The 26399-nt window shown below is 36.4% G+C and carries 18 protein-coding genes; 12 read left to right on the top strand and 6 right to left on the bottom strand.

All coding sequences use genetic code 11. The annotated features are described in order from the left end of the window. Positions 1–104 precede the first annotated feature (104 nt). The 10 genes from ACFOWA_RS12270 to ACFOWA_RS12225 all read left to right on the top strand — a co-directional run bounded on the left by ACFOWA_RS12270 (position 105) and on the right by ACFOWA_RS12225 (position 14607). Complete coding sequence (locus ACFOWA_RS12270) at positions 105–1775, top strand: glycoside hydrolase family 28 protein (protein WP_378985521.1); 1671 nt, start codon at positions 105–107, stop codon at positions 1773–1775. 1 nt (position 1776) lies between these two features. Continuing rightward, complete coding sequence (locus tag ACFOWA_RS12265) at positions 1777–3705, top strand: glycoside hydrolase family 88 protein (protein WP_378985519.1); 1929 nt, start codon at positions 1777–1779, stop codon at positions 3703–3705. 45 nt (positions 3706–3750) lie between these two features. Beyond that, positions 3751–4776: a pectate lyase gene (pelA, locus tag ACFOWA_RS12260; RefSeq protein ID WP_378985517.1), complete on the top strand. Its 1026-nt coding sequence runs from the start codon at positions 3751–3753 to the stop codon at positions 4774–4776. A 35-nt stretch (positions 4777–4811) separates the two neighbouring features. Further along, positions 4812–6311 carry a tagaturonate reductase gene (locus ACFOWA_RS12255; RefSeq protein ID WP_378985515.1) on the top strand — a complete coding sequence of 500 codons (1500 nt, stop codon included), beginning with the start codon at positions 4812–4814 and terminating at the stop codon, positions 6309–6311. A 13-nt stretch (positions 6312–6324) separates the two neighbouring features. Then, positions 6325–7971 (top strand): UxaA family hydrolase, encoded by a 1647-nt coding sequence (locus ACFOWA_RS12250; RefSeq protein WP_378985513.1) that lies wholly within the window; start codon positions 6325–6327, stop codon positions 7969–7971. Between the two features lie 157 nt (positions 7972–8128). Continuing rightward, complete coding sequence (uxaC, locus tag ACFOWA_RS12245) at positions 8129–9529, top strand: glucuronate isomerase (RefSeq protein WP_378985511.1); 1401 nt, start codon at positions 8129–8131, stop codon at positions 9527–9529. Between the two features lie 118 nt (positions 9530–9647). Beyond that, positions 9648–10697 carry a PfkB family carbohydrate kinase gene (locus tag ACFOWA_RS12240; protein ID WP_378985509.1) on the top strand — a complete coding sequence of 350 codons (1050 nt, stop codon included), beginning with the start codon at positions 9648–9650 and terminating at the stop codon, positions 10695–10697. Next, positions 10694–11356 (top strand): bifunctional 4-hydroxy-2-oxoglutarate aldolase/2-dehydro-3-deoxy-phosphogluconate aldolase, encoded by a 663-nt coding sequence (locus ACFOWA_RS12235; protein WP_378985507.1) that lies wholly within the window; start codon positions 10694–10696, stop codon positions 11354–11356. The genes ACFOWA_RS12240 and ACFOWA_RS12235 overlap by 4 nt, the downstream gene beginning before the upstream one ends. Positions 11357–11375: 19 nt before the next feature. Then, positions 11376–12815 (top strand): MFS transporter, encoded by a 1440-nt coding sequence (locus tag ACFOWA_RS12230; protein WP_378985505.1) that lies wholly within the window; start codon positions 11376–11378, stop codon positions 12813–12815. A gap of 166 nt (positions 12816–12981) precedes the next feature. Continuing rightward, positions 12982–14607 (top strand): NADP-dependent glyceraldehyde-3-phosphate dehydrogenase, encoded by a 1626-nt coding sequence (locus tag ACFOWA_RS12225; protein ID WP_378985503.1) that lies wholly within the window; start codon positions 12982–12984, stop codon positions 14605–14607. Between the two features lie 72 nt (positions 14608–14679). Here the strand turns inward: ACFOWA_RS12225 and ACFOWA_RS12220 are convergent, their stop codons facing one another. The 4 genes from ACFOWA_RS12220 to ACFOWA_RS12205 all read right to left on the bottom strand — a co-directional run bounded on the left by ACFOWA_RS12220 (position 14680) and on the right by ACFOWA_RS12205 (position 21589). Next, a complete protein-coding gene (locus tag ACFOWA_RS12220; protein ID WP_378985501.1) occupies positions 14680–15447 on the bottom strand; it encodes a rhamnogalacturonan acetylesterase in 768 nt (255 codons plus the stop codon). A 2-nt stretch (positions 15448–15449) separates the two neighbouring features. Next, positions 15450–16478 (bottom strand): pectinesterase family protein, encoded by a 1029-nt coding sequence (locus ACFOWA_RS12215; protein ID WP_378985499.1) that lies wholly within the window; start codon positions 16476–16478, stop codon positions 15450–15452. Positions 16479–16573: 95 nt separating this feature from the next. Beyond that, positions 16574–18364, bottom strand: coding sequence for a RagB/SusD family nutrient uptake outer membrane protein (locus ACFOWA_RS12210; RefSeq protein WP_378985497.1), 1791 nt, complete (start codon positions 18362–18364; stop codon positions 16574–16576). A gap of 18 nt (positions 18365–18382) precedes the next feature. After that, positions 18383–21589, bottom strand: a complete 3207-nt coding sequence (locus ACFOWA_RS12205; protein ID WP_378985495.1) for a SusC/RagA family TonB-linked outer membrane protein — start codon at positions 21587–21589, stop codon at positions 18383–18385. A gap of 253 nt (positions 21590–21842) precedes the next feature. Here ACFOWA_RS12205 and ACFOWA_RS12200 point away from each other — a divergent pair, with 253 nt between their 5' ends. Then, entirely contained in the window at positions 21843–22877 is a 1035-nt protein-coding gene (locus tag ACFOWA_RS12200; protein ID WP_378985493.1) for a LacI family DNA-binding transcriptional regulator, read from the top strand. Positions 22878–22945: 68 nt separating this feature from the next. Further along, positions 22946–24130 carry a class I SAM-dependent rRNA methyltransferase gene (locus tag ACFOWA_RS12195; RefSeq protein WP_378985491.1) on the top strand — a complete coding sequence of 395 codons (1185 nt, stop codon included), beginning with the start codon at positions 22946–22948 and terminating at the stop codon, positions 24128–24130. A gap of 364 nt (positions 24131–24494) precedes the next feature. Here ACFOWA_RS12195 and ACFOWA_RS12190 read toward each other — a convergent pair whose 3' ends face one another. Then, complete coding sequence (locus tag ACFOWA_RS12190; protein ID WP_378985489.1) at positions 24495–24767, bottom strand: DUF6814 family protein; 273 nt, start codon at positions 24765–24767, stop codon at positions 24495–24497. After that, complete coding sequence (locus ACFOWA_RS12185; RefSeq protein ID WP_378985487.1) at positions 24748–26271, bottom strand: MFS transporter; 1524 nt, start codon at positions 26269–26271, stop codon at positions 24748–24750. The genes ACFOWA_RS12190 and ACFOWA_RS12185 overlap by 20 nt, the downstream gene beginning before the upstream one ends. Between the last annotated feature and the right edge of the window lie 128 nt (positions 26272–26399).

Genomic DNA, 26399 nt, shown 5'->3' with positions numbered 1-26399 from the left:
GTTGTTTTCTTTGGCAACGATTGCATAGATTTCTCTTCTGTTTTAGCCTTAAACACCGTACACTTGTTATAATAATAACCAAGTATAATTTAACGGAGCACAACATGAATCTTTTCAGAGGTAAATTCTATTATATATTTTCGGTAAGTGCATGCATCTTTTTTTTAGCTGCAACAACTGTAAGTGCTCAAAAACAGGTTTTACCTGTAATTCAACAAGTTAAATTTAAAAAAGATACAACTAGCATTGTAACGTTCGGTGCCAAAGGCGATGGCATAACTTTGAATACTACCATTATAAACAATGCGATTGCAAAAGTAAGCGAAAAAGGTGGTGGAGTAGTTTTAATTCCTTCGGGCTTATGGCTTACCGGACCAATAGAACTAAAAAGCAATGTTAATCTTCATTTAAAGCGTGATGCAATTCTTCAATTTACAGACGATTTTAATCAATATAAACTGGTTGAAGGCAATTGGGAAGGACAGCCAGCTTGGCGTAATCAAAGTCCTATATCTGGTGTAAATTTGGTAAACATTGCCATAACGGGTTCAGGAATTATTGACGGAAATGGTGGCGCATGGCGCATGGTTAAAAAGGATAAATTAACCGAAACACAGTGGCAAAAGTTGGTTGCATCTGGTGGCTTTGTTAGCGAAGATGGTAAAACCTGGTATCCATCGCAAAAAACCGTAAAAGGTTCTAAAATAAAGAATGCAGGTGTAATTGTACCTGGTAAAACTGCTGCAGATTATGATGATATTAAAGATTTTTTACGCCCAAATTTGGTTGTACTAACAAGTTGTAAAAAAATCCTTTTAGAAGGCGTTACTTTTCAAAACTCACCCGCATGGAACTTGCATCCGTTAATGTGCGAAGACTTAACACTAAGAAATTTACAAGTTAAAAATCCTTGGTTTGCTCAAAACGGAGATGGTGTAGATGTAGAATCATGCAAAAACGTGTTAATAGAGGGCAGCACATTTGATGTTGGCGATGATGGAATCTGTATAAAATCAGGAAGAGATGAATCAGGAAGAAAACGTGGAATGCCAACAGAGAACGTCATTATCAGAAATAATGTGGTTTACCATGCACACGGCGGTTTCGTAATCGGTAGTGAAATGAGTGGCGGAGCAAAAAATATCTGGGTTTACGATTGTTCATTTATTGGCACTGACATTGGTTTACGCTTTAAAACCACTCGCGGTCGCGGGGGTGTTGTAGAAAATATTTACATCAATAATATTAATATGATTGATATTCCTGGTGAAGCCATTTTATTTGATATGTATTATGCAGCGCAAGACCCGGTTCCTTTAGCTGGAGAAAAACGTGAAGCCATAAAAACCATTACGGTGCCTGTTACTGAGGCTACACCCCAATTCAAAAACTTCTACATTAAAAATGTTGTAGCAAACGGAGCAGCCAAAGCTATATTTTTTAGAGGTTTACCAGAAATGAATATAAAAGATATTTATCTCGAAAATGTAACCATTCAGGCGAAAAAGGGAATTGAAATTATAGAAGCATCAGGCATTTTTTTAAAGAACATTAATGTGATAACTGATGATACAAATCCGATATTACATGTACAAAATGGAACCAACATAAACATTAATGGTTTACAATATAAAAACGGAAGTGAATTGTTGTTTAACATCACCGGTGAAAAAACCAAAGGCGTAAAAATTAGCGGTACCGATGTAACTAAAGCCAAAAAAACATCGGCATTTGGCACAGAAGTAAGTAAAACTGTTTTAGAGATTTTTAAATAATATGAAAAAAATCATCCATAAAATATCCTTTCTGCTCGTATTAACAATAATTTCCTTAAGTGGCTTTGCGCAAAAGAAACTATCAGAGCAATTAACGCTTACAGCAATGGAAACATTGTTTCAGGATACAACGGTACTGAAAGATGCTAAAGGACCAAAATGGAGTTACGATATGGGCGTTGTTTTGGAAGGCGCTGCACAAGTTTGGAGAAACACAGGCAACGGAGATTATTTTAAGTACATCCAAAATTCTATGGATGCTTACGTAGATAAAACGGGTAACATCAGAACTTACAAAGCCGAAGATTTTAATATTGATAATGTTAAAAATGGTCGTTCGCTCTTATTATTGTACAAAGTTACCGGTCAGCCAAAGTATTTATCTGCAGCAACACAGTTATATAATCAGCTTAAAAATCAACCTCGTACAAAAGAAGGAGGCTTTTGGCATAAGAAAATTTATCCAAACCAAATGTGGCTTGATGGTTTATACATGGCAGAGCCATTTTATACGGAATATGCAATTTTGATGAAAAAAGATTCGGCATTTGATGATATCGCCAATCAATTTATTTTGATGGAAAAAAATTCTAGAGATGCAAAAACCGGACTTCTTTACCATGGATATGATGAAAGCAGATTAGAAAAATGGGCTGATAAAACAACGGGTAAATCGCCAAATTTTTGGGGCAGAGCAATGGGTTGGTATATAATGGCTTTGGTAGATGTGCTTGATAATTTCTCGAAAAATCATCCTAAATATAAAGATTTAACAGCAATTCTTAATCGTACAGCTAATGCTGCCATGAAATATCAAGATGCAAAATCTGGCGTTTGGTATGACATCCTGGATATGCCTACTAAAAAAGGTAATTATTTAGAATCTTCCGCATCTAGCATGTTTGTTTATGGTTTTGCGAAAGGCGTTCGTAAAGGTTACTTGCCGCAATCTTTTGCTAAAGCTGCAAATAAAGGCTATGCTGGTTTAAAGAAAGAATTTATAGAAAGCGCTGGTGATGAAAGAGTGAACTTAACCAAAACAGTTTCTGTTTCTGGCTTAGGCGGCAAACCAAAATATAGAGATGGTAGCTTTGAATATTACATCAGTGAAAAAGTAATAACCAACGACCCAAAAGGAGTCGGTGCTTTTATTTGTGCTGCCAGCGAAATGGAATTAGCTGCTTTACCAAAACCAGGCAAAGATTTAACCGTTACCGTTGATAACTTCTTCAATAACGAATACATGACTGGTCCAACCGGCGATAAAATTCCATTTCATTATTTGTGGAATGAGGATGATAATAACGGATTCTCACTTTTAGGAAAAGTATTTAACGATGCTGGAGTAAAAACATCAACACTTGCCGATGCACCAACACTTTCAAATTTAAAAGGTAGCAACATCTATATTATTGTTGATCCTGATACAGAAAAGGAAACTGCAAAGCCCAATTTTATGAATGCTACACATGCAAAGCAAATTAGCGAATGGGTAAAAGCAGGTGGCGTTTTGGTATTGCTTTTAAACGATGTAGGCAATTGTGAAATCACAAAATTTAACATTTTGCCAGAAACTTTTGGCATTCATTTTAATGAAGATAGCCGCAATAAAGTACAGGGATTAAATTTTGAGCAGGGTGCGATTACCATTCCGCAAGGCAATACAATTTTTAAAACTTCTAAAAAAGTTTACATCAAAGAAATTTCAACAATTGTTGCTAAAGCACCTGCAACTTCTGCTTTAACCGATAAAAATGATGTAATCATCGCTACAGCAAAATATCGTAAAGGAACTGTTTTCGCCGTTGGCGATCCATGGTTTTACAATGAATATATTGATGGAAGGAAATTGCCAAAGGACCTTGAAAATTACAAAGCAACAAACGATTTAGTGAATTGGTTAATTAAACAAGTGCCTTCGAAGAAATAACATCAACTAAAAAATAAAACAAGGTTTTTAGTAAACCATCTTAACATGATAAACACAATTAAATTAAAAACATTTTTTTTGCTTGGTTTCGGTACATTTTTAATGTCTTGTTATGCACAAGTGCCTACCGATTCTATTGCGGATAAAATGTTAGTTTATCAATTAAGCAATGGAGGATGGCCAAAGCAGTTGCAAGATAAAAGTGTTGTAAACTACGATTTACCCTTATCGCCAGCGTTAAACGAAAAGATAAAAGCAACTACCAATTTACATGCAACTTTTGATAATCGAGCCACCAGTAGAGAAATAATTTATTTGGTAAAAGCTTATAAAAAATCGCAGAACAAAAACTATTTAAAAGCAGCAGAACGCGGTTTAGATTTTATTTTAGAAGCGCAATATCCAAATGGCGGTTGGCCTCAATATTATCCAGATAAAGCCCTTTACCGTTCAGAAATTACCTATAATGATGATGCAATGGTAAATGTTTTAAACATTTTGCAAGACATCGCTACACAAACAAATGATTTCGAAGTAGTAAATTCGATATATATTGAAAAAGCAAAAACAGCGGTGCTTAAAGGGATAGATTGCATCTTAAAAACCCAAGTAAAACAAGGCGATAACTTAACCATTTGGGCAGCACAGTATGATAAAAATACGCTGCAGCCTGCAAAGGCAAGAGCATTTGAACCAGCTTCTTTAAGTACAAGTGAATCGGCAAGTGTTGTTCGTTTTTTAATGCAATTTAAAAATCCATCTGCCGAGATAAAAAATTCTATAACGGCGGCCGTTAAATGGTTTAGCGATTATAAAATTGTTGGCTATCGTTTCGATAGGGAAAAAACCGGTTCAGGTTTAATTGCAGATAATACAGGCATTGTTTGGGCTCGATTTTATGATTTAGAAAAGAACATTCCAATTTTTGGCGATAGAGATAATACCATAAAATTAAAGCTAGAAGATTTAAGTCCGGAGCGGAGAAATGGCTATGCCTGGTATGGTAACTGGGGGCAAAAACTGATAGATAAAGAATATCCTAAATGGTTAGCAGCCAACGGACTAAAATAATTTAAAATCCGTCTGCGACGGCAAAATGAAAACAAATGATTTTAAGCAAAGAAAATTTAAAAAACATTAGTGCAGAAAACGTAACCATACCTGCAGCAGAACTTTTAGAATTGCCTGAAAAAGTAATTCAATTTGGTACGGGAGTTTTACTTCGCGGTTTACCAGACTACTTTATTGATAAGGCAAACAGAAACGGTATTTTTAATGGTCGCGTTTTAGTTGTTAAATCAACATCACAAGGTGGCGCCGATGCTTTTTCTACGCAGGATAATTTATACACACTTTGCGTAAAAGGTATTGAAGATGGCGTACATGTAGAAGAAAATAGCATTAATTCGGCAATAAGCAGGGTTTTATCTGCCACGGCAGATTGGGCAGAAATTTTAAAAGCCGCACACCAGCCCGAAATGCAAATTGTAATTTCTAACACAACCGAAGTTGGAATTGTAATGAGCGAAGATAAAATAACAGATAATCCACCGCAATCTTATCCAGGTAAACTGCTTGCCTTTTTGCACGAACGCTATACTGCTTTTAACGGTTCTGTAGAAAGCGGAATGGTTATCGTACCAACCGAACTCATAAGCGATAATGCGGATAAATTGAAAGAAATTTTATTAAAGTTATCTGCTCAAAATAAGCTAAGTTGGGATTTTGAACAATGGTTAAAAACCTCAAATTATTTTTGCAAAACCTTGGTTGATAGAATAGTACCTGGCAAACTACCAACCGATGAACAAAAAGCAATAGAATCCACACTTGGGTATGAAGATGAATTGATGATTATGGCCGAACCTTTCAGGCTTTGGGCAATCGAATCATCGAATGAAAAAGTGAAAGAAATTTTATCTTTCGAAAAAGCTGATAAAGGCATTTTCATTGTGCCTTCCATTAACAAATTTAAAGAATTAAAACTGCGTTTGTTAAATGGCACACACACATTAAGCTGCGGACTAGCAATTTTAGCAGGTTTTGACACCGTAAAAGAGGCAATGGCTGATGAAGTTTTTGCTAATTACGTTTCTGCTTTAATGAAGCAAGAAATTGCCCATTCTTTAGAAAACGATGATATTTCTTATCAAGATGCTGTCGATTTCGCCATGAGCGTTATCGATCGCTTCAGCAATCCTTCATTAGAGCATAAATGGCAAGCCATTACCTTAAATTTCACATCAAAAATGCAGATGCGAAATATGCCATTAATCAGAAAATATTATAGTCAGAAAAATGAAGTACCTCCGCTAATTGCCTTAGGTCTTGCCGCGTATATCATCTTTATGAATACGACAAAAGATGGCGACAATTATGTAGCCAACATTAACGGAAAAAGCTATCCAATTCAAGATGAATTTGCAGAAATTTTATACACATATTGGCAAAATCCTGAAACTGCCATTGATAATATTTTAGGTGATAGGCGTTTATGGGATAAGAATTTGAACAATTATCCGGGCTTTAATGCTGCAATAAAAAGTAATGTAGATTTGTTGCAACGTAATGGTGTAAAAGAAACATTAGGTAACTTGCATAAATAAGAATAAATTAAAAATGGTTACAAGAATTTTAAAAATTCATCCTAATGATAACGTATTGGTTGCCTTGCAAGATTTGACTAAAGGTGAAACCATAATTCATGATGGACATGAATATACTTTACAAGATGATATTCAGGCGAAGCATAAATTTTTTATGCAGGATATGAACATTGGCGACCCAATAATGATGTATGGCGTTTTGGTAGGCAAAGCACAGCGTTTCATTTTAAAAGGTGGCTTAATGGACACCGAAAATACCAAACATGCTTCCGATCCTTTTGAATTTCGACCATACAATTACGAGTGGCATGCACCAAATGTATCGAAATTTGAAAGCAGAACTTTTAATGGTTACGTTCGCAGCGATGGCCGTGTTGGAACTGCAAATTATTGGCTTTTTATTCCAACTGTTTTTTGCGAAAACCGTAATCTTGATGTTATTCGTGAAGCTTTACACAATGAGTTAGGATATGCTGTAACTGATAAATACAAATCTTACACACATCAATTGGTTGATGCGTATAAAAATGGCGAAAGCTTATTGGAGTCAGATTCAAACTCCATTGGCTTGCCAAACCCTGCCGCAAATCGTATTTTTAAAAATGTTGATGGAATAAAATTTCTAAACCATCAAGGTGGTTGTGGTGGTACTCGCCAGGATGCAGCTGTTTTAAGTAAATTATTGGCAGCTTACGCAGATCATCCAAATGTTGCCGGTGTTACTGTTTTAAGTTTAGGTTGCCAAAACCTACAGGTTCATGATTTTATGAACGATTTGAAGCAGCGGAGTCCTAATTTTGATAAACCCCTATTTATTTTCGAGCAGCAACAATCGCAAAGCGAAGAGCAGTTGGTTAAAGAAGCCATAAGAAAAACATTTATTGGCTTAACAGAAATTAACGAAATTGAACGTCAGCCGGCACCATTAAGCAAATTGGTTTTAGGCGTAAAATGTGGTGGAAGCGATGGCTTTAGTGGCATCAGCGCCAACCCGGCGGTTGGCTACACTTCTGATTTATTAGTGGCCTTAGGTGGCACGGTTTTACTTGCAGAATTTCCTGAGCTTTGTGGTGCCGAACAACAACTTATCGACCGTACTAAAGATGAAACTGCAGCAAGGAAATTTATCCAATTGATGACGGCTTATAACCAAGCGGCAGAAAATGTAGGCTCAGGTTTTTATATGAATCCATCTCCTGGAAACATTAAAGATGGCTTGATTACAGATGCGATAAAAAGCACTGGCGCTGCAAAAAAAGGTGGTACATCGCCTGTAGAAGATGTTTTAGATTACACCGAACCTGCCACAAAACCTGGTTTAAATTTAGTGTGTACACCTGGTAATGATGTTGAAGCAACTACCGGAAAAGCCGCTTCGGGTGCTACTTTAATTCTATTTACAACAGGATTAGGTACGCCAACAGGAAACCCGGTTTGCCCTACTATCAAGGTTTCTACCAATAATGCTCTTACCAAACGCATGGGCGATATAATTGATATCAACTGCGGGCCAGTTATAGAAGGTTTAAAAACCATTGAAGAAATGGGCGAAGATATTTTAGAATATTGCATTAAAGCGGCTAGTGGAGAGGTAATTCCGAAAGCGGTACAGCTTAATCAAGATGATTTCATTCCATGGAAACGTGGGGTAAGCCTCTAAAAATTGTAAGATGGATGATGTAAAATGGAACCCTTAGCCATAAAGGTGGGATACTTTTACGCTAAGCAATTGAATCATTATATAGTTAAAAAATAGCACAGGAGAAAGTTGAGCATAAAATATTATGGCAAATTTCTTAAATACAATATCTTTTGAAATGAAATCTTTTTTAGACGAAAATTTCCTACTGGAAACCAAAACTGCGCAAACACTTTACCACGATTTTGCAAAGTCGATGCCGATTATTGATTATCATAATCACCTTATTCCGGAGCAGATTGCAAATAATGTTCAGTTTTCAAACATTAGCCAAGTTTGGCTTTATGGCGACCATTACAAATGGAGGGCAATGCGGGCAAATGGTGTCGATGAAAGATACATTACTGGCGATGCTTCCGATTTTGAAAAATTTCAAAAGTGGGCAGAAACCGTTCCTTACACTTTGCGCAATCCTTTATACCATTGGACGCATTTAGAATTACAGCGATATTTTGGCATAACCGACATCCTCTCGGGCAAAACTGCTCAAAAAATCTATGATGAATGCTCATCGAAATTGCAAACATCAGATTATTCGGTAAGAGGTTTATTGGCAAAAATGAATGTTGAAGCGGTTTGTACTACTGATGATCCTTTAGATAGTTTAAACTTTCATCAGCAGTTGGTTAATGAAAATATTAACCTAAAAATGTTGCCGGCTTTTCGCCCCGATAAGGCAATGAACAGCGACGATATTACAGGCTTGAACGATTATATTGATAAACTTGAACAGGTTGTAAATTCGACTATTAGCAATTTTCAGGATTATCTTGGTGCATTAAAAAACCGCCATGATTATTTTGCAGCAAATGGATGTTCTGTTTCAGATCATGGTTTAGAACAAATCTATGCTGAAGATTATACAGATGCAGAAATAACCTCAATTTTCGATAAAATCAGAACAAAATCAAAAATCTCATATCAAGAAAACTTGCAATTTAAATCGGCGATGTTGGTTTATTTTGCAGAATGGGATCATGAAAAGGGTTGGGTACAACAATATCATTTAGGTGCATTAAGAAATAACAATACCCGAATGTTAAGCCAGTTAGGACCTGACACGGGTTGGGATTCTATCGGCGATTTTAGCCAGGCAAGAATGCTTTCTAAATTTTTAAATCGATTAGATACGCAAAACAAATTAGCAAAAACCATTATCTATAACCTAAACCCGGCAGATAATGAATTAATTGCTACCATGATAGGAAACTTTAACGATGGTTCTGTTGCCGGTAAAGTTCAATTTGGTTCGGCTTGGTGGTTTTTAGATCAAAAAGATGGAATGATAAAGCAATTGAACGCATTATCAAACATGGGCTTGTTAAGTCGATTGGTTGGTATGCTTACTGATTCACGAAGCTTTTTATCTTTCCCTCGTCATGAATATTTTAGAAGAATAGTTTGTAATCTTTTTGGTAACGATGTTGAACAAGGCGAACTACCAAACGACATGGAATGGATTGGAAAAATTATACAAGATATTTCGTATTTTAACGCAAAAAATTACTTTAAATTTTAATTGATTTATTGTTTGATCACCTCGGTCTGTGTCATCATAGACAGAAATTAAAACAAGTAATGGTCTTTGGTGACACAGACCATTGAAATAAAATATATTAGCCAGATAATCCCATTAAATGAGCAACCAAATTTCATCCTCATTAGAAAAAGGAAAAAAAGTTTTAAGCTTCGGAGAAATTCTTCTTCGCATCTGCCCGGATATGGATGGCAAATGGCTTCAAGAAAATAAATTACCTTTTTACATTGGTGGTGCAGAATTAAATGTTGCCACGGCTTTAGCCTTATGGAATGTTCCATCAGCATATTTATCGGCAATGCCGCAAAATTCTGTTACCGAAGAAATTGCCGATTATTTAAACAAAAGAAATATTGATACTTCGCCAATTGTTTACAGTGGCGAACGTTTAGGTTTATACTATTTACCAAAAGGGAAAGACTTAAAAAACGCTGGTGTTATTTACGATAGGGCAAATTCATCTTACGCAGATTTAAAAGTTGGGCAAATAAATTGGGACGAAGTTTTTGAAGATGTAAGTTGGTTTCATTTTAGTGCCATTTGCCCTGCTATCAATCAATCAATTGCTGATGTGTGTATAGAAGCGCTAAAAGCCGCGACAGCAAAAAACATCACCATTTCTTTAGATTTAAACTATCGAGCCAAACTCTGGAAATACGGAAAAGACCCAATAGAGATTTTACCAGAACTTGCTGAATATTGCACCCTGATAATGGGAAATGTTTGGGCGGCAAATAAAATGCTTGGAACTGCCCTTCACGATGATTTAAAACCAACTGAAGGTTATGCAAAGCAAACGTTACTACAACAAGCAACTGATACCTCGAAAGAAATATTAAGTTTGTTTCCATCGTGCAAAGCAGTAGCAAATACATTTAGGTTTGATAACGGCAAAGGCATAAGGTATTACACAGCACTTTATACAAATGATAAATTAACGGTATCGCCCGAATATGTATCAGACGAAATATTAGATAAAGTTGGTAGTGGCGACTGTTTTATGGCAGGTTTAATTTACGGTTTCTACAATAATTTAAGTACCGACGAAATAGTAAACTTTGCTACCGCAGCAGCTTACGATAAATTATATATTCCAAGCGATGCAACAACTAGTACAGTTGGCGATATAGAAAAAAGAATAATACGATGATAAGCAACAAGCATAAAATTTTAGATGCTATTTTAGAGCAAGGCATGTTGCCACTTTTCTATCAAGATAGTGAAGCGGGCAGTATTGAAATACTTCGCACTTTGTATAAAGCAGGTATAAGAGTTTTCGAATATACCAACCGAGGTAAATCGGCTTTGCCGAATTTCAAAAAGCTAAAAGAAATTCGTGATGCAGAAATGCCTGATTTGTATTTGGGTATCGGCACAATTAAAACCCCGGCAGATGCAAACGCATTTATCGAGGCTGGAACGGATTTTATCGTTGCGCCAATTGTTAATCCTGCGGTTGCAGAAATTGCAAATAAAATTGGGATGCTTTGGATTCCGGGTTGCATGACACCAACAGAAATTAGCATTGCACAAGAACATAAAGCCATGCTAATTAAAATTTTCCCTGCCAATATTTTAGGTCCTGAATTTATATCATCGATAAAAGATTTATTTGCCGGACAATTATTTATGCCAACCGGTGGTGTAGAAATTAATGCAGAAAATTTAAAAAGCTGGTTTAAATCGGGCGTATGTGCCGTGGGTATGGGAAGCAAATTAATTAGTAAAGATGTGATGAGTAAAGGTCTTTACGATGAACTTTTTGATAACACAAAATTAGCACTCGATTTAATTCAGCAGAATAAATAAAAGAAATCAACCTAACCAAATGAACCAACCCAAATCAAGTAAATACAGATGGACGATATGTTTACTTCTGTTTCTTGCTACCACAATAAATTATTTAGATAGGCAGGTACTTTCCCTAACGTGGACAGATTTTATTAAACCAGAATTCCATTGGGATAACAATGATTATGGTAATATCACTGCCCTTTTCTCAATTTTTTATGCCATATCTATGCTTTTTGCAGGCCGTTTGGTTGATAAGTTGGATACTAAAAAAGGTTTTTTATGGGCAATTGGAGTTTGGTCTGTGGGTGCCTGCTTGCATGCTTTTTGTGGCATCGCAACGTCTGGCGTAATAACAGGTAGTTGGTTGGTAAGTTTTGAAGGTGCAAAAGATGTTATCGCCGGAATTAACAATACCGGTATGGTTGTTTCTGTAAGCGTTACGTTATTCATCTTCGCGAGGTTTGTTTTAGCCGTTGGTGAAGCAGGGAATTTTCCCGCAGCCATTAAAGCAACCGCAGAATATTTTCCTAAAAAAGATAGGGCATTTGCAACCAGTATTTTTAATGCCGGGGCAACAGTAGGTGCACTTGCCGCACCCATAACAATTCCATTTATTGCTAAAGCTTACGGTTGGGAAATGGCTTTTCTAATTATTGGTGCTTTAGGTTTTGTTTGGATGGGACTTTGGGTTTTTGTGTATAACAAACCCGAACTACACAAAAGAGTTAGTGTCGAAGAGTTAGCATACATACAACAAGATGTTATAAATGATAGAAAACTTGCTGATTATGTTGAAGAAACAAAAGAAAAAGTATCGTTCATAGATTGTTTTAAATACAAACAAACCTGGGCATTTGCTTTTGGTAAATTTATGACAGATGGTGTGTGGTGGTTCTTTTTATTTTGGACGCCAGCTTACCTTAAATCTGTTTATGGAATGGATTCTACCCAAAGTGCGTTGCCACTTTTTGTATTGTACATGATAACGCTGCTATCTATAATTGGTGGTTGGTTGCCTACTTATTTTGTAGATAAGAAGGGTATGAATCCTTACGAAGGTAGAATGAGAGCCATGTTAATTTTTGCATTTTTTCCTCTTTTAGCCTTGGCGGCGCAACCCTTAGGCCATATTACTTACTGGATTCCTGTAGTTATTATTGGTATTGCAGGTGCAGCACATCAGGCTTGGTCAGCAAATATTTTTTCTACAGTAGGTGATATGTTTCCTAAAAAAGCAATTGCAACAATAACCGGAATTGGCGGTATGGCAGGTGGTATAGGTGCCTTCATCATCAATAAAGGTTCGGGGGTATTGTTCGATTATACTGGAAAAAATAACATCATCTTCATGGGTTTCAAAGGTGAGGAAGCCGGTTATTTTATCATATTCTCAATATGTGCAGTTTGCTATTTAATTGGATGGGTAGTGATGAAAAGCCTTGTACCAAAATATAAAGTTATCGAATTAAAATAGCGCAAGGTTTGATATAATCTTCGGTTTTATTTCAGGATCAATAGTGCCTTTTTATAGCTCCAAGAGCCGTTGATGTGAAACAACATAATTCATAAATATAGAACCAACCAAAATCTATACCTAACCGATAGATTAACAATAATTATAAACCCTTAAACAAACTAAATTGAGCACAACTTTAAATCTCGAAAGTATTTTCGTTGATGAAAGCCAGATTCCGGAAGAATTTAGGCTCAAGGAAGAAATCAATCAAAAAGAATTTCTTTCTAACGGCGAAATGAAAACCTGGAATGGTCCTTTTAACGAAGTTTTTTCTCCTGTATGCGTCAAAACCGCCGATGGATTAAAACGAAAACGTATTGGAAGCTTCCCTGTTTGTACAGAAAAAGAATCTGCCGAAGCTTTAGATGCAGCTGTTGCGGCCTACGATAACGGTCGCGGGCAATGGCCTACCATGAGCGTGGCCGACCGGATAGTTTGTGTAGAGAATTTTACGCATAAAATGATTGAGCAAAAAGATATCGTTGCAAAATTAATTATGTGGGAAATCGGTAAATCTTATACCGATTCGATAAAAGAATTTGACCGTACGGTAGAGTATATTTATGCCACAATCGATGCCCTGAAAGATATAGACAGGCAATCATCTCGTTTCGAAATAGAGCAAGGAATTGTTGCACAAGTACGCCGTTCGCCACTGGGAGTTGTGCTATGTATGGGTCCGTTTAATTACCCTTTAAACGAAACTTTTACAACACTTATTCCTGCTTTGATAATGGGAAATACGCTCTTATTTAAACCACCTAAACATGGAACCTTATTGCACTATCCTCTTTTAGAAGCATTCCGTTCGAGTTTTCCAAAAGGCGTTGTGAATACGATTTATGGCCGTGGAAATACCATTGTTCCCGGTTTAATGAAATCAGGAAAAATTAATGTACTTACTTTAATTGGCTCAAGCAAAGTTGCTAATGAACTTAAGAAACTTCATCCAAAGGTAAACCGCTTAAGGGCAATTTTAGGTTTGGATGCAAAAAATGCAGCCATTATTACTAAAGATGCTGATTTAGATTTAGCAGTTTCTGAAACTGTTTTGGGTTCGCTATCATTTAACGGACAGCGTTGTACGGCGATTAAAATTGTTTATGTGCATCGCAGTTTGGCACAAGAATTTTTAAAACGTTTATCTGCCGAAGTTGAAAAATTAAAATTTGGTATGCCTTGGGAAAAAGGCGTTGCTTTAACTCCACTCCCGGAACTAAATAAACCAGAATATTTAAAAGAGTGCATTGATGATGCCATTGCTCATGGTGCTAAAGTGGTTAATACAAATGGTGGACAAACATTAGAAACTTTTGTTTATCCAGCAATTATGTACCCCGTAAATGCAAATATGAAATTGTATCGCGAAGAGCAATTTGGGCCAGTTATTCCTGTCGTTCCTTTTGATGATTTAGAAGAACCAATTGAATATTTAATTGGCTCGCCACATGGGCAGCAGGTTAGTATTTTTAGCAATAATGCGGCTGTCATATCTTCATTGATAGATCCATTGGTTAATCAAGTTAGCAGGGTGAACTTAAATTGCCAATGCCAACGTGGCCCTGATGCATTTCCATTTACTGGCAGAAAAGATAGTGCAGAAGGTACACTTTCTGTTGTTGATGCATTGCGTTCATTCTCCATTCGATCGTTAGTAGCTGCGAAACTGACTGATAATAACAAAAACTTATTGAATGAAATTGTTGGCGACAATGACTCTAACTTTTTAAGCACAAAGTATATTTTTTAATGTGGTAGTTTAGCTTTGACAACTTTTAAAAAGTTGTCAAAGCTTCAAAAGAAAAAATCAAAGATTTGTAGCTTATATTAATTGCGCTATTGGTTTCCACTTTTTCAACCGCTTCGCTAGTTTTAACCTTTCTTCTTTTATCCCTTGTACTACCAAACCCGCAACTTGCTTTGCACCATCAGGACTTAAATGCGTATCATCCTTTTTTCCTATCGGATAATTTATATGCCCTGAATCAACATAATTAAATAATTTGATGGATGATAAATCGCCCAAATTGGATAGTAATTTTTCTGTCTTAACTAACATATCAATCATCGGAACGTTTAAAGAATCAGCAACTTTTCGGGTTACATTTGGATAGTCGCCGTGTGAATTAACAAGTATTCCATTTTTGAAACTTCTACGAGAAATTGGCGTGAGTAAAACAGGAATCGCCCTTTTTTTACGAACCTCTAGTACGTAATTGATTAAATTAGATTTGAACTCAGATAATGAAGTTCCTATTCCTGGCTTTTCAATCTTTTCATCATTATGGCCAAATTCTATAAAAACATAATCGCCAGGCATTAATTGTCTTAAAACAGGCTCCCAATGTTTTTCTGCCCTGAATGATTTTGTGCTCCTACCATTCAATACTCTGTTATCCACAACAACATCAGTTTTAAAAAAAGACTGTAATTCCATTCCCCAGCCTGTTTCAGGGTATGCTTTTGCTGATTTATTTGCAGCCGTAGAATCACCGATAATGTATATGGTTATCTTTTTTTGCTTTGATGAAAACGCAGATAAAACAAATAGCATTACCACGATAAGAATTTTAAACGCAGTGTTTTTCATATCTATTTTGTTGGATCCCACTCGTCAGCACCTTTTAAAATATTTTCTATAGTGTAGTGTTTGGCCTCTTTATCCGTTAATTGCCTTGACCATTTTACACGAGATTTTGGATTAGCACCTGCGCCTATATTCTTGTATTCTGCATAAAAAGCTGTTTGCTCCTTATCTGGAAACATGACATCACCTTTCCACGCATTCCAACCCTCAGCAATAATGTGGGCTCCCAAATCTGCGTTTAAAAAAACCGTTTTTGCATACGGTCGCCAAGGCCTGCCTAAATAAACTTTATCTACACCATCTGCCGCAATAAGCTTGCAGTTCAAAAACACGAATCCAAATTTTTGCCTTTGAGAAGTTGCAGCCGCAGTGATGTATGAATTTGTTAAGCTTTTTATGGTACAGTTTTCAAAAACTGCAGTGGCCTTGCCAAAAATAAAATCTGTTGTTCCTTCTATGTAGCAATTTGTGTAAAACTGCCGACTATTTTCCGTCGCTGGAAACAATGTATCTTGATTACCTAATATGTTGCAATTCTTAGCCACAAATCTATCACCTTCAACGTGTAATGCAACCGCCTGGCCAACCCGCCCCGCTGAATTTGCAATCGTTATATTTTCTAGTGATACATCATCAGCCTGAACCAATACAGTGAAAGACGTATAGGTGTTAATTTTATCCAAGCCAAGAGCATCTTTTTTAGGATTCATTCTTCCGGAAAAATCATCAAAAGTAATAATTGTATGTTCTTTGCTTTCGCCAATCAAAGCAATTTTTGTTTTCCAGGAAGGAATAAATATCTTCTCTTGATATGTTCCATTTTTGATGAAAATTTTAACCTGCACCTCGCCTAAATCGCGGATGGAATTAACTGCTTCTTGAATGATTGTGAAGTTACCTTTGCCGTTTTTATCAACCGTAATTTCTGTAGGATAAACTTTGCTTTGAGCATTTGCTTCAGGATAAAAACCTAGTACAAAGAGCAATAAAATTATTGTTGAACGAGAAAGTAAAGGGGTTAAATTATTTTGCATCGGTGGCGGTTTTCAAAGCAATTTACTTATTTTCGAACACGCAAAAGGACGATAATTACATCGTCCCTTTGAATTAAATTTTTATTAATACTCGATTAATAGCCATATAATTGTCCCCCTAACTTAGGGTTTGCATCAATTACCGATTGAGGTAGTGGCAATAATTCACTTTTGTTTGGCGTAAATGCAATAGAGTAATAGGTTAATAATGTTGTGTTTATGGTTGTAGCACTCCAAGCAACACTTGCCGAACCAGCAGGTGCGGTTGGAGCAGGTGTGTAAAAAGAATTTAACCACACAACAGTAGCTTGATCTGGCGTGTAATACATGGTTGCCGGCAAAGTGTTATATGGTGCTGCCTTTGCTGCCATTAATGCTAAATTAGCTTTTGTCTCAGCAATTTTTGTTGCCAATAAATTCCATCTGATTAAATCGTACTTTCTAATACCTTCTCCACCAAATTCTAACTGACGTTCTTTAACAATAGCATTAAAAAATCCATTGTAATCGGATGGTGTTGTACCAATAAGCGCAGCGTTACCACCAAAACCACGTGTTCTAACCTGTTCGAATGCTGCTTTAGCCGCTGCAGTAGGACCAGAATTTAATTCGTTATCAGCCTCTGCAAACATCAACAATACATCAGAAAAGCGAATTACTGGCCAGTTTACACCAAAATACTGTGCAGCACTAGTTGTAACCGAAGGCACCTGCCAATCTCTTCTAAATTTACCATCGAGCATGGTAACTAAACTACGCGGGCGTAAAGTCATATCCAGGTTAATATCGTAAGGTGCGCAAGTAACATCACGTCTTCTATCGTTTGCATCAAACGAATAAAAATAGGTTGGTAAAATTGTTAACGCCGCATTACCAACAGCAGTTGTACCAGGCGTGGCAACTGTGAATTGTCTTGGACCATTGTAATAACCCAATTTACTATCACCAACACCAGAACTTCCGCCCGTCATACCAACTTCCCAAATTACTTCTCCATTTGGTTCAAATCGGTGGGCATTTATTCCATCTTTAAATACTGATTGGAAGCTTGGGTTTAATTTATGATCTGCTCTTGCCATTACAATTGCACACTCATCTTTAGCAATTTGATAAAACGTTTTGTAATCTGCATTTCGCTTCATTGTTCTATCTTGTCTTAATGCATATCCGCCTCTAAACATTGCATACCTTGCACGTAAAGCTCTAACAGCACCCTGACTAATTCTATCACTAGTTACCGATGATTCTGAGCGCCATGGAACCAAAGGTGCAGCAATAGCCAAATCTCTTATAATTTGATTGTAAATTGTATCGCGGTTGGTTCTGCCATTATACGGATCAGTTACATTAATGGATGATGTAAACTGGGCTGGAACATCGCCCCAATTTCTTATTACCTCGAAATAAAACTGAGCTCTCAAAGCTAAAGCTTCACCATAAAGTCTTCTCAATTCCTTTTGATCAGCCGCGCTACCGCTGGTATAAGCCTCCATTTTTGGTATATTATCAATACAAATATTTGCTCTTTCGATACCAACATAAAGCTGATTAAATGGCCCAGCTAATTGAGTATTTGCCGGCTGCACATTGTAGTGTGCAATATCTCGCCTTTCATTATCCGGATAAGGCGTTCCGCCCTGCCCCATCATTTCATCGCTATCGTATGGGTAGTACATGCTTAAACGAATACCATAACCTTGGTCGCCCCCTAAAGATGAATATACACCTAACAATGCCTTTTGTGCATTGGTAACATTGCTAAAAACATAATCGTTACCGAAAGACGAAATGGGTTCTACTTCTAAAAATTTCTTGCAGGAAGATATAGTAAAAATGGTTGCGGTGATAAAAAGTCCGCTTATGATAAGTTTGATATTAGTTTTCATTGTTGCTCTAATTAAATGTTATAGCGTAAAATTAAGTCCGAAGATAAATGCCCTGCTTCTAGGATAAGCCGAATAATCTACACCAGGTGTTGTACCTGTTGAACGACGGGTGTTTACTTCCGGATCGTAACCTGAATAATTTGTAATGACGGCCAGATTATTAACAGTTGCATACAATCGCATTCTATTTATTTTAAACTTTCTTAATAAATTTTCTGGCAAAGTATAACCCAGGGTAATGTTGTTGATTCTTAAAAATGAACCGTCTTCTACTGCATAAGAATTTACAAAGAATGAACTGTTACTGGTTAGTGGGCTCCACAATGTTGCATTTGCATTTAGGGCAGCCAATTCTGTTGGATCTGTAACCACCACACCTTGGTCGTTAACATTTCTCCATCGGCCATTCATAGTTGCAAGCAAGTTTCCATTTGGTGTATAGCCGCTTGTAAACTCTAATTTGTTTGCATTTAACACATCGTTTCCAACCTGAAAGTTTACAAATACGTTCAAATCCCAGTTTTTGTAAGTAAACGATTGATTGAAACCGCCAGTAAATTTCGGATTTGCATCACCAATAATTGTACGGTCGTTCGTAATATCAACAACTCCATCACCATTTAAATCTTTAAATTTTATAACGCCTGGTTTTGGGGCTAACGAAGTTACACTTGAGTTATTTGGCACGCCTTGTTTTAAAGTGTAAACTCCATTTGCATAGTTAAAGTCTTCTATTTTATAAAAACCATCATTAACCAATCCGTACATTTTACCAACGGCCTGGCCAACTGCAACCTGGTAATCGGCAGGAACATTTGTTCCAGCCCAACCAGAATTAATCAAGAAAGATTTTTGAAATTCGCCCAAGCTTTCAACTTTGTTTTTGTTGAATGAGATGTTAAAGTTAGTTGACCATGAAAAGTTTTTAGTTTGTACAGGCGTACCATTAATTTGAAGTTCAATTCCTTTATTGCTGGTAGAACCTATGTTTTGTAATTGAAACGCATAACCGCTTGTAGATGGGAACGGGTTGTTTACCAAAAGCCCTTTAGTTTTATTGCTATACAAATCAACAGTGAACTGCAATCTGTTATTTAAAAACCCTGCATCTAAACCAATGTTTCTTGATACTGTAGTTTCCCATTTTAAATTAGGGTTTGCCAATTCTGTAGCTACCAAAGCAGTAACCAAGGTGTTATTTATGTCATAAAATGCATTTGGTTTAAATTGGGTTGTGTACAAGAAATCAGATATACGATTGTTTCCTGCTTCACCATAACTTACCCTAAATTTTAAATCGTTCAAGCGAATTGAAGTTTTAAGATTCTCCATAAATTTTTCATCTGAGATTCTCCAGGCAACTGAACCTGATGGGAAGTAACCCCATTTATTTCCTTCAGAAAATTTCGAAGAGCCGTCGGCTCTCATGGTTAAGGTTAACAAATATTTTTTATCGAAGGAATAATTAACCCTACTGAAAACAGAAAATAATCTTGCTGTTAAATCGCTTGAAGTAGACGCACCTGCTGGTGTGGTACCCAAAGCCATATTAGATAATGCCCTTTCTGCCGTAATTCCGATAGGAAACAATCTGTTTTCGGTGAAATAAGCTTGAACTTTATCTTGATAAAGCTCTTGCCCAATTAACGCATCAATACTATGACGTTTGCTAAACTCTGTTTTAGAGCCAGAATTGGTATATGAAATAACGTTTGAATTATTTATGGTTTGCCTGTTACTGGTACCAATAGATGCAATTGGCTGAGATGAACCTACTAACCTCGACTCATTTGTAATGATATCGTTAAAAATATTTGTTCTGTTGTTACTAAAATCCACACCCAAAGTACTTCTGAACGAAATTCCTTTATAAATGATGTAATTAAAATAACCGTTAAAGTTGGTTACATTAGTGAAAACCTTTTTATATTCAGCGTCATTTAATAATAATGGATTTACCAGAGCTAAACTGTTACCATTTGTTTCACTTGCATAATCTGGGTCGTATGCTAAAATATCTTGTCCTTTTACTAATAAAGGACGATATTTAACAGCTTGACGCAATCTGTTTAAAGATGAAGAACCTTCGTTGCTGGTTCCTGCTCCGTTCACAACCGTATTGTTGTAACGGACATTAAATCCAACTTTCAGTTTATCGTTAAATTTATGGTCGAATTTAAAGTTGATTAATTTTCTATCAAAATTTGATGCCAGCATTACACCATCTTCTGTATTGGATGTAACACTTAAATTAAAGGTCGATTTTGCATCACCACCCGTAACGCTTACATTATGCGTTTGCATTAAGGCATCCCGACCGAATAATTCTTCCTGCCAATCTACAAATGGTGTATTTCTAAAGCTTTCTAAATCATTAAAAGTACCATAATAACCTGCATATAAACTTTCGCTAGTTGCATTTCCTCGGCTTGCTTCGTATTGATATTTAACAAAATCGTAAGGATTCATTACTTCCAACTTGTTAGCCAATTGCCTAATGCCAACCAAACCATTATAATTTATGGTGGTTTTCATTTCTCTACCGCCCTTTGTTGTAATCAAAACAACACCATTTGCTCCACGAGAACCGTAAATTGCTGTTGCAGATGCATCTTTCAAAACATCAATACTTTCGATATCCTGAGGCGATAAAACTGAGAGTGCATTTTCTACTTGTACACCATCAACAACGTATAAAGGTGTATTATCCTGAGTGATGGAACCACCACCACGTACCCTAATTTGTGCACTTGCATTTGGTGTTCCTTCTGAAACCGTAATTTGTACACCAGCTAATCTGCCAGAAATAGCTTCTGCAAGCGAGTTGTTCGGAATATCTTTTAATTGTTTTGCACCAACTGATGAAACGGAACCCGTCAAATCTCGGCGATTTACTGTGGCATAACCAATCGCAACAACCTCATCTAAATCGGTAGCGTTTGATTCTAAAGATATGCGTAAACTGGTTTGGCTGCCAATAGTAACTTCTTTGGATTTAAAACCAACATAATTGAAAACCAAAACCGCTCCTGGCGAAACAGCAATAGAAAACTTACCATTGTTATCTGTTTGAGTACCGGTTTTTGTGCCTTTAATTAAAACACTTACACCTGGAATTGTTTCACCACCCTGCTCGGAAACTGTACCGCTTACCTGCCTTATTTGGGCGTTGGTTATTCCAAAGTAAAAAGTAAAAATTGTTAATAAGAGTAAAATTTTGCTCATAGCATCTAGAATTGGGATTTTTAATCATGCAATAACTCGCACGTAGAATATTATTCTTAGTTAAGCAGAATATTCTGTGTTAATATTTGGTTGTAATGGTGTAACAATTTTACAAACTAAAAATGGCTTGAAACTGCTTTTAACCAAAAAACTGTGCAATCGTTCCCAAAAACGTGCTTTAGACGGTTATTAAAAATAGCCTTTAAATAGCCCTGAACATATATTTTTCGTAACTTGGGTGCAAGTTCATAAAATGAGATTTGAAACATCAACCATAAAAGATATTGCTAAAGCCTTAGGACTTTCTACTTCTACAGTTTCCAGAGCTTTAAGAGACCGTTACGAAATTAGTGATGAAACCAAAAAAGTTGTTTTAGCTTATGCAGAGAAGGTAAATTACAGAGCAAACCCCATTGCCCGCAGCTTAAAAGAGAGAAGAAGTTATTCTATCGGAATTATTGTAAGTGAAATTGCAAACAACTTCTTTTCTCAGGTTATTAATGGAATTGAATCTATTGCTTATGCCCGAGATTATCATGTAATTATAGCTCAAAGTCATGAATCACACAAACAAGAAAAATTAAACGTAGAACATTTGGCATCACGTTCTATTGATGGTTTATTAATTGCTCTATCATCAGAAACACAGGATATTGATTACTTAAGAGATTTGTACGGGAAAGGACTGCCTATTGTATTTTTTGATAGAGTACCTGATAATTTTGAAACCCATAAAGTAATCGCCAACAATTTCAAAGGTTCGTTTGATGCTACAGAACACCTTATTTTATCAGGCAAAAGGACAATAGCGCACCTAACCAGTTCCGAAACATTATCGAATACCAAAGAAAGATTAGAAGGATATAAAGCTGCATTGGCTAAATACCACATCGAATTTAATCCCGAAATTGTAAAATATTGCCAACATGGCGGCATGCACAGCATAGAGCTGGAACAAGCCGTTAAAGAACTTTTACCACTTAAACCTGATGGTATTTTTATTTCGAGCGATAGGTTAACAACAGGATGCATAATGGCATTAAAAAAAACCAATCCTGAAGTTGCCCATAAAATTGCCATTGCAGGTTTTACAAATTCTAATTTAGTAGAATTATTCAGCCCTTCACTAACTTCGGTAAAGCAACCTGCTTTCGAAATTGGGCAGGTTGCTACTGAGTTATTAATTTCTATGATTGAAGCTAAAAGACCTGTTACTGAATTCGAAACCAGGGTTTTAGATACAGAATTGGTTAAAATGCAGAAAATGTTAGGCAATCGGTTTTTGTAAAAACCTGCAAAGCATTCTCGTAGCGATATTCCATTTAACATTCCCTCTCTTTTAATTACCTTTGCCAAATGGTAGAAATCATATTAAAAAAGGGCAAAGAAAAAGCAGCATTACAAAGGCATCCTTGGGTATTTTCTGGCGCTTTAGAAAAAATTAAGGGCAAACCAGAAGATGGTGATGTGGTAAAAGTATTTGCTTTTGATAATGAATTTTTAGCTTATGGATATTTTAATAGCAATTCGAGGGTTGCAGTTCGCCTTTTAGAGTGGGATGAAACACAAACTATTGATAAAAGTTGGTATCAAAACCGATTGCAACAAGCCATTGCATCACGCCAATTTATTTTATCAAATGATACGAATACTTGCCGTTTGGTTTTCTCAGAAGCTGACTTTTTACCAGGTTTAATTGTTGACAAATACGCCAATTTTTTATCGCTTCAAATACTAAGTTCGGGCATTGAAAAAGTAAAAGCAGATATAGTTGAACTTTTAAAAGCTGAATTAAATCCGGCAGGAATTTTTGATAAAAGTGATGCAACAGCTCGGGGTCATGAAGGTTTACCTATTGAAAATGGCTTGCTTTGGGGCGAAAACCCACCCGAATTTTTAGAGGTTAAAGAAAATGGAATTGCATACAACATTAATATTGCCGACGGACAAAAATCTGGCTTTTATTGCGACCAACGCGATAATAGAAAGATTTTAGCAAGCTACGCAAAAGGTAAAAAAGTTTTAGATTGCTTTAGCTATAGTGGAGGTTTCAGTTTAAATGCCTTGGCAAATGGAGCTGCAAACATTACAAGTGTAGACAGTTCTGCGTTAGCTTTAGAAACATTGAAACAAAATATAGCATTAAATAAATTTGATGCAGCGAAGGTTACATCAATACAATCGGATGTGAACAAGCAACTTAGAGCATTTAAAGAAACTGGGGAGTTGTTTGATGTTATTGTATTAGACCCACCAAAATATGCACCATCTCGTTCTGCATTGGATAGAGCAGCAAGAGCTTACAAGGATTTAAATCGCCTTGGCATGTTGCTGTTAGAAAAAGGCGGACTGCTTGCAACCTTTTCTTGCTCTGGTGCTGTTGATATAGAAACTTTTAAGCAAATTATCGCTTGGGCTGCACTTGATGCCGGTAGGGAAGTTCAAATTATAAAACAGTTTTGCCAGCCGGAAGATCATCCAGTTAGGGTTTCCTTTTCAGAAGGTGAATATTTAAAAGGTTTGTTATTGAGGGTTTTATAGGGATTACAATAATTTGTCGTTTCGAGTATGGTTCAAAGATTGCGCTGTTCGCAACACTCTAATTGATATAACGAGATTAACCGCAAAACAGCTCACTTTAAAAAATAAACCTGATTGAAATGGAAAGCCCCAATATTTCATTGGGCTTGTAATGTAAAGCAGGACTGAAGCATCGAAAGGATTACTGAACCACCGTTTCCAAAAAAAAAGAATAGCCACAGAATCTCAGAATCCACAGACAAGTGGCATCATTTCGAGTGAAGCCGAGAAATCTATGTAATTATTTATAAAACCATTCTACAATGAACTCTCTGTTCCGCTGCGCTCTAATCGAGATGAAGAGAAATGCGCAGTTATTTATCGCCTACAATTCGTTATTTTCTGACACCTCAGATAATTGTTCATATTCACCTTTCCAGGCATAAAATCCAAAAATCATCAAGCCTATACTTATCGGGAAGAAGATAAATAGAATAATTCCCCATTGCAGAATGGTATTGGTTTTTTCGATTTCAGAATGTGCCAACCCAACTTTTTCTACCGCTTGAATAAACAAAAATATCATTGCCAATGGCCCCAAAGCCATCCATCCTAATCCTAAAATTTTCTTGATGTAATTAATCATTGATGCTTTCATCCTTTTTATTTGACAAATAAATTGTACCAATTACTAAACTAAGCGCTGCAATTCCTATCGGATACCAAAGCCCCGAAAGAGGAGTAGAATCTTCAAAACTTGCCATTAACGTTGCAATAAATGGAACCAAACCACCAAATACGCCATTACCAATATGGTAGGGTAGAGACATGGAGGTATAACGAATTTTAGTTGGAAAAAGCTCGACTAAAAATGCAGCAATAGGTCCATAAACCATAGTTACCAATAGAATTTGAAAGAAGATTAAACCTACAAATTTCCAAAAAACCGGCTTCGGTAATATTTTATCTTTTAGCATACCTGGTGCTGATATAACTCCTCGCTTAGCCGAAAGTGTATCCATTTGAACTTTGGTGTATCCAGAACCATTTGTGAATAAAATCTTAGTTTCTAAACTTCGTAAACTATCAACCTGGTTGGCTAATGGCGTAATTACCGGAAAACCCTGGCTTGATGAAAACAATTCATTTTTGGCAAAATTTTCTTCACTCGTGTCGTTTAAAAATGTTTTATAAATCGGTCGGTAAAAGATTATACCCAAAAGCATTCCTGTTAACATAATCCACTTGCGCCCAACTTTATCACTCCAGGCACCAAAAACGACAAAAAATGGCGTTGCAAAAGCAATTCCCCAAAGTAAAATATACCTCGAATCGTTGAAATCTAACCTGCAGGTATTCTCTAAAAAAGATTGTGCATAAAATTGCCCGGTGTACCAAATTACACCTTGCCCCATGGTTGCACCAAACAAAGCCAATAAAACCATTTTAAAGTTTGCCTTATTGTTAAAACTTTCTTTTAAAGGGTTTTTTGAAACTTTCCCTTCAGATTTAAGTTTGGTGAACATTGGTGATTCATGCATTTTCATGCGGATATAAATGGAAACTCCAACGAGCACAATTGACAGTAAAAAAGGAATACGCCAACCCCAATCCCCAAAAGTTTCGGCGCCTAAGATGTTTTTAGTGATCACGATTATCCCCAAAGAAAGAAATAAACCTAAAGTTGCTGTGGTTTGAATCCAACTGGTAAAAAAGCCACGACGATTTTTAGGCGCATGTTCGGCTACATAAGTTGCTGCCCCACCATATTCGCCTCCTAAAGCCAAGCCTTGAATTAATCTCAATATCAGTACTAAAATTGGTGCCGCATAGCCAATTGTTTTATAAGATGGAATTAGCCCGATTAAAAAAGTGGAGCCGCCCATTAAAACCAGCGTTAAAAGGAAGGTATATTTCCGGCCAATTAAATCGCCCAAACGCCCAAAAACCAATGCGCCAAATGGCCGAACAATAAACCCAGCTGCAAATATTGCCAATGTATTTATCAATGCTGAAGCACCTGCATCAGCCGGGAACAATTGATGTCCTATGATAACGGCCAAACTTCCAAAGATGTAAAAATCGTACCACTCGATGAGCGTACCTAAAGATGAAGCACCAATTACTTTAAAAATATTATTCTTAGGTAGTGTTTCGCTCATGTTAACAGGATAATTTGGTTTTCCGAATATAATTGATTTACAATGGATTCGAAATGAATTATAGCAACTACATTTAAAAATGTTACAGAAATTTATAAATTGGATAGCATCCAAATCCGCTTAAACCT

This window comes from Pedobacter lithocola (genome assembly GCF_042650845.1).
In the GTDB taxonomy this organism is placed as follows: Bacteria; Bacteroidota; Bacteroidia; order Sphingobacteriales; family Sphingobacteriaceae; genus Pedobacter; species Pedobacter lithocola.
Note: the sequence above shows the minus strand (reverse complement) of the source record. Positions and strands in the feature narration are given on the sequence as shown.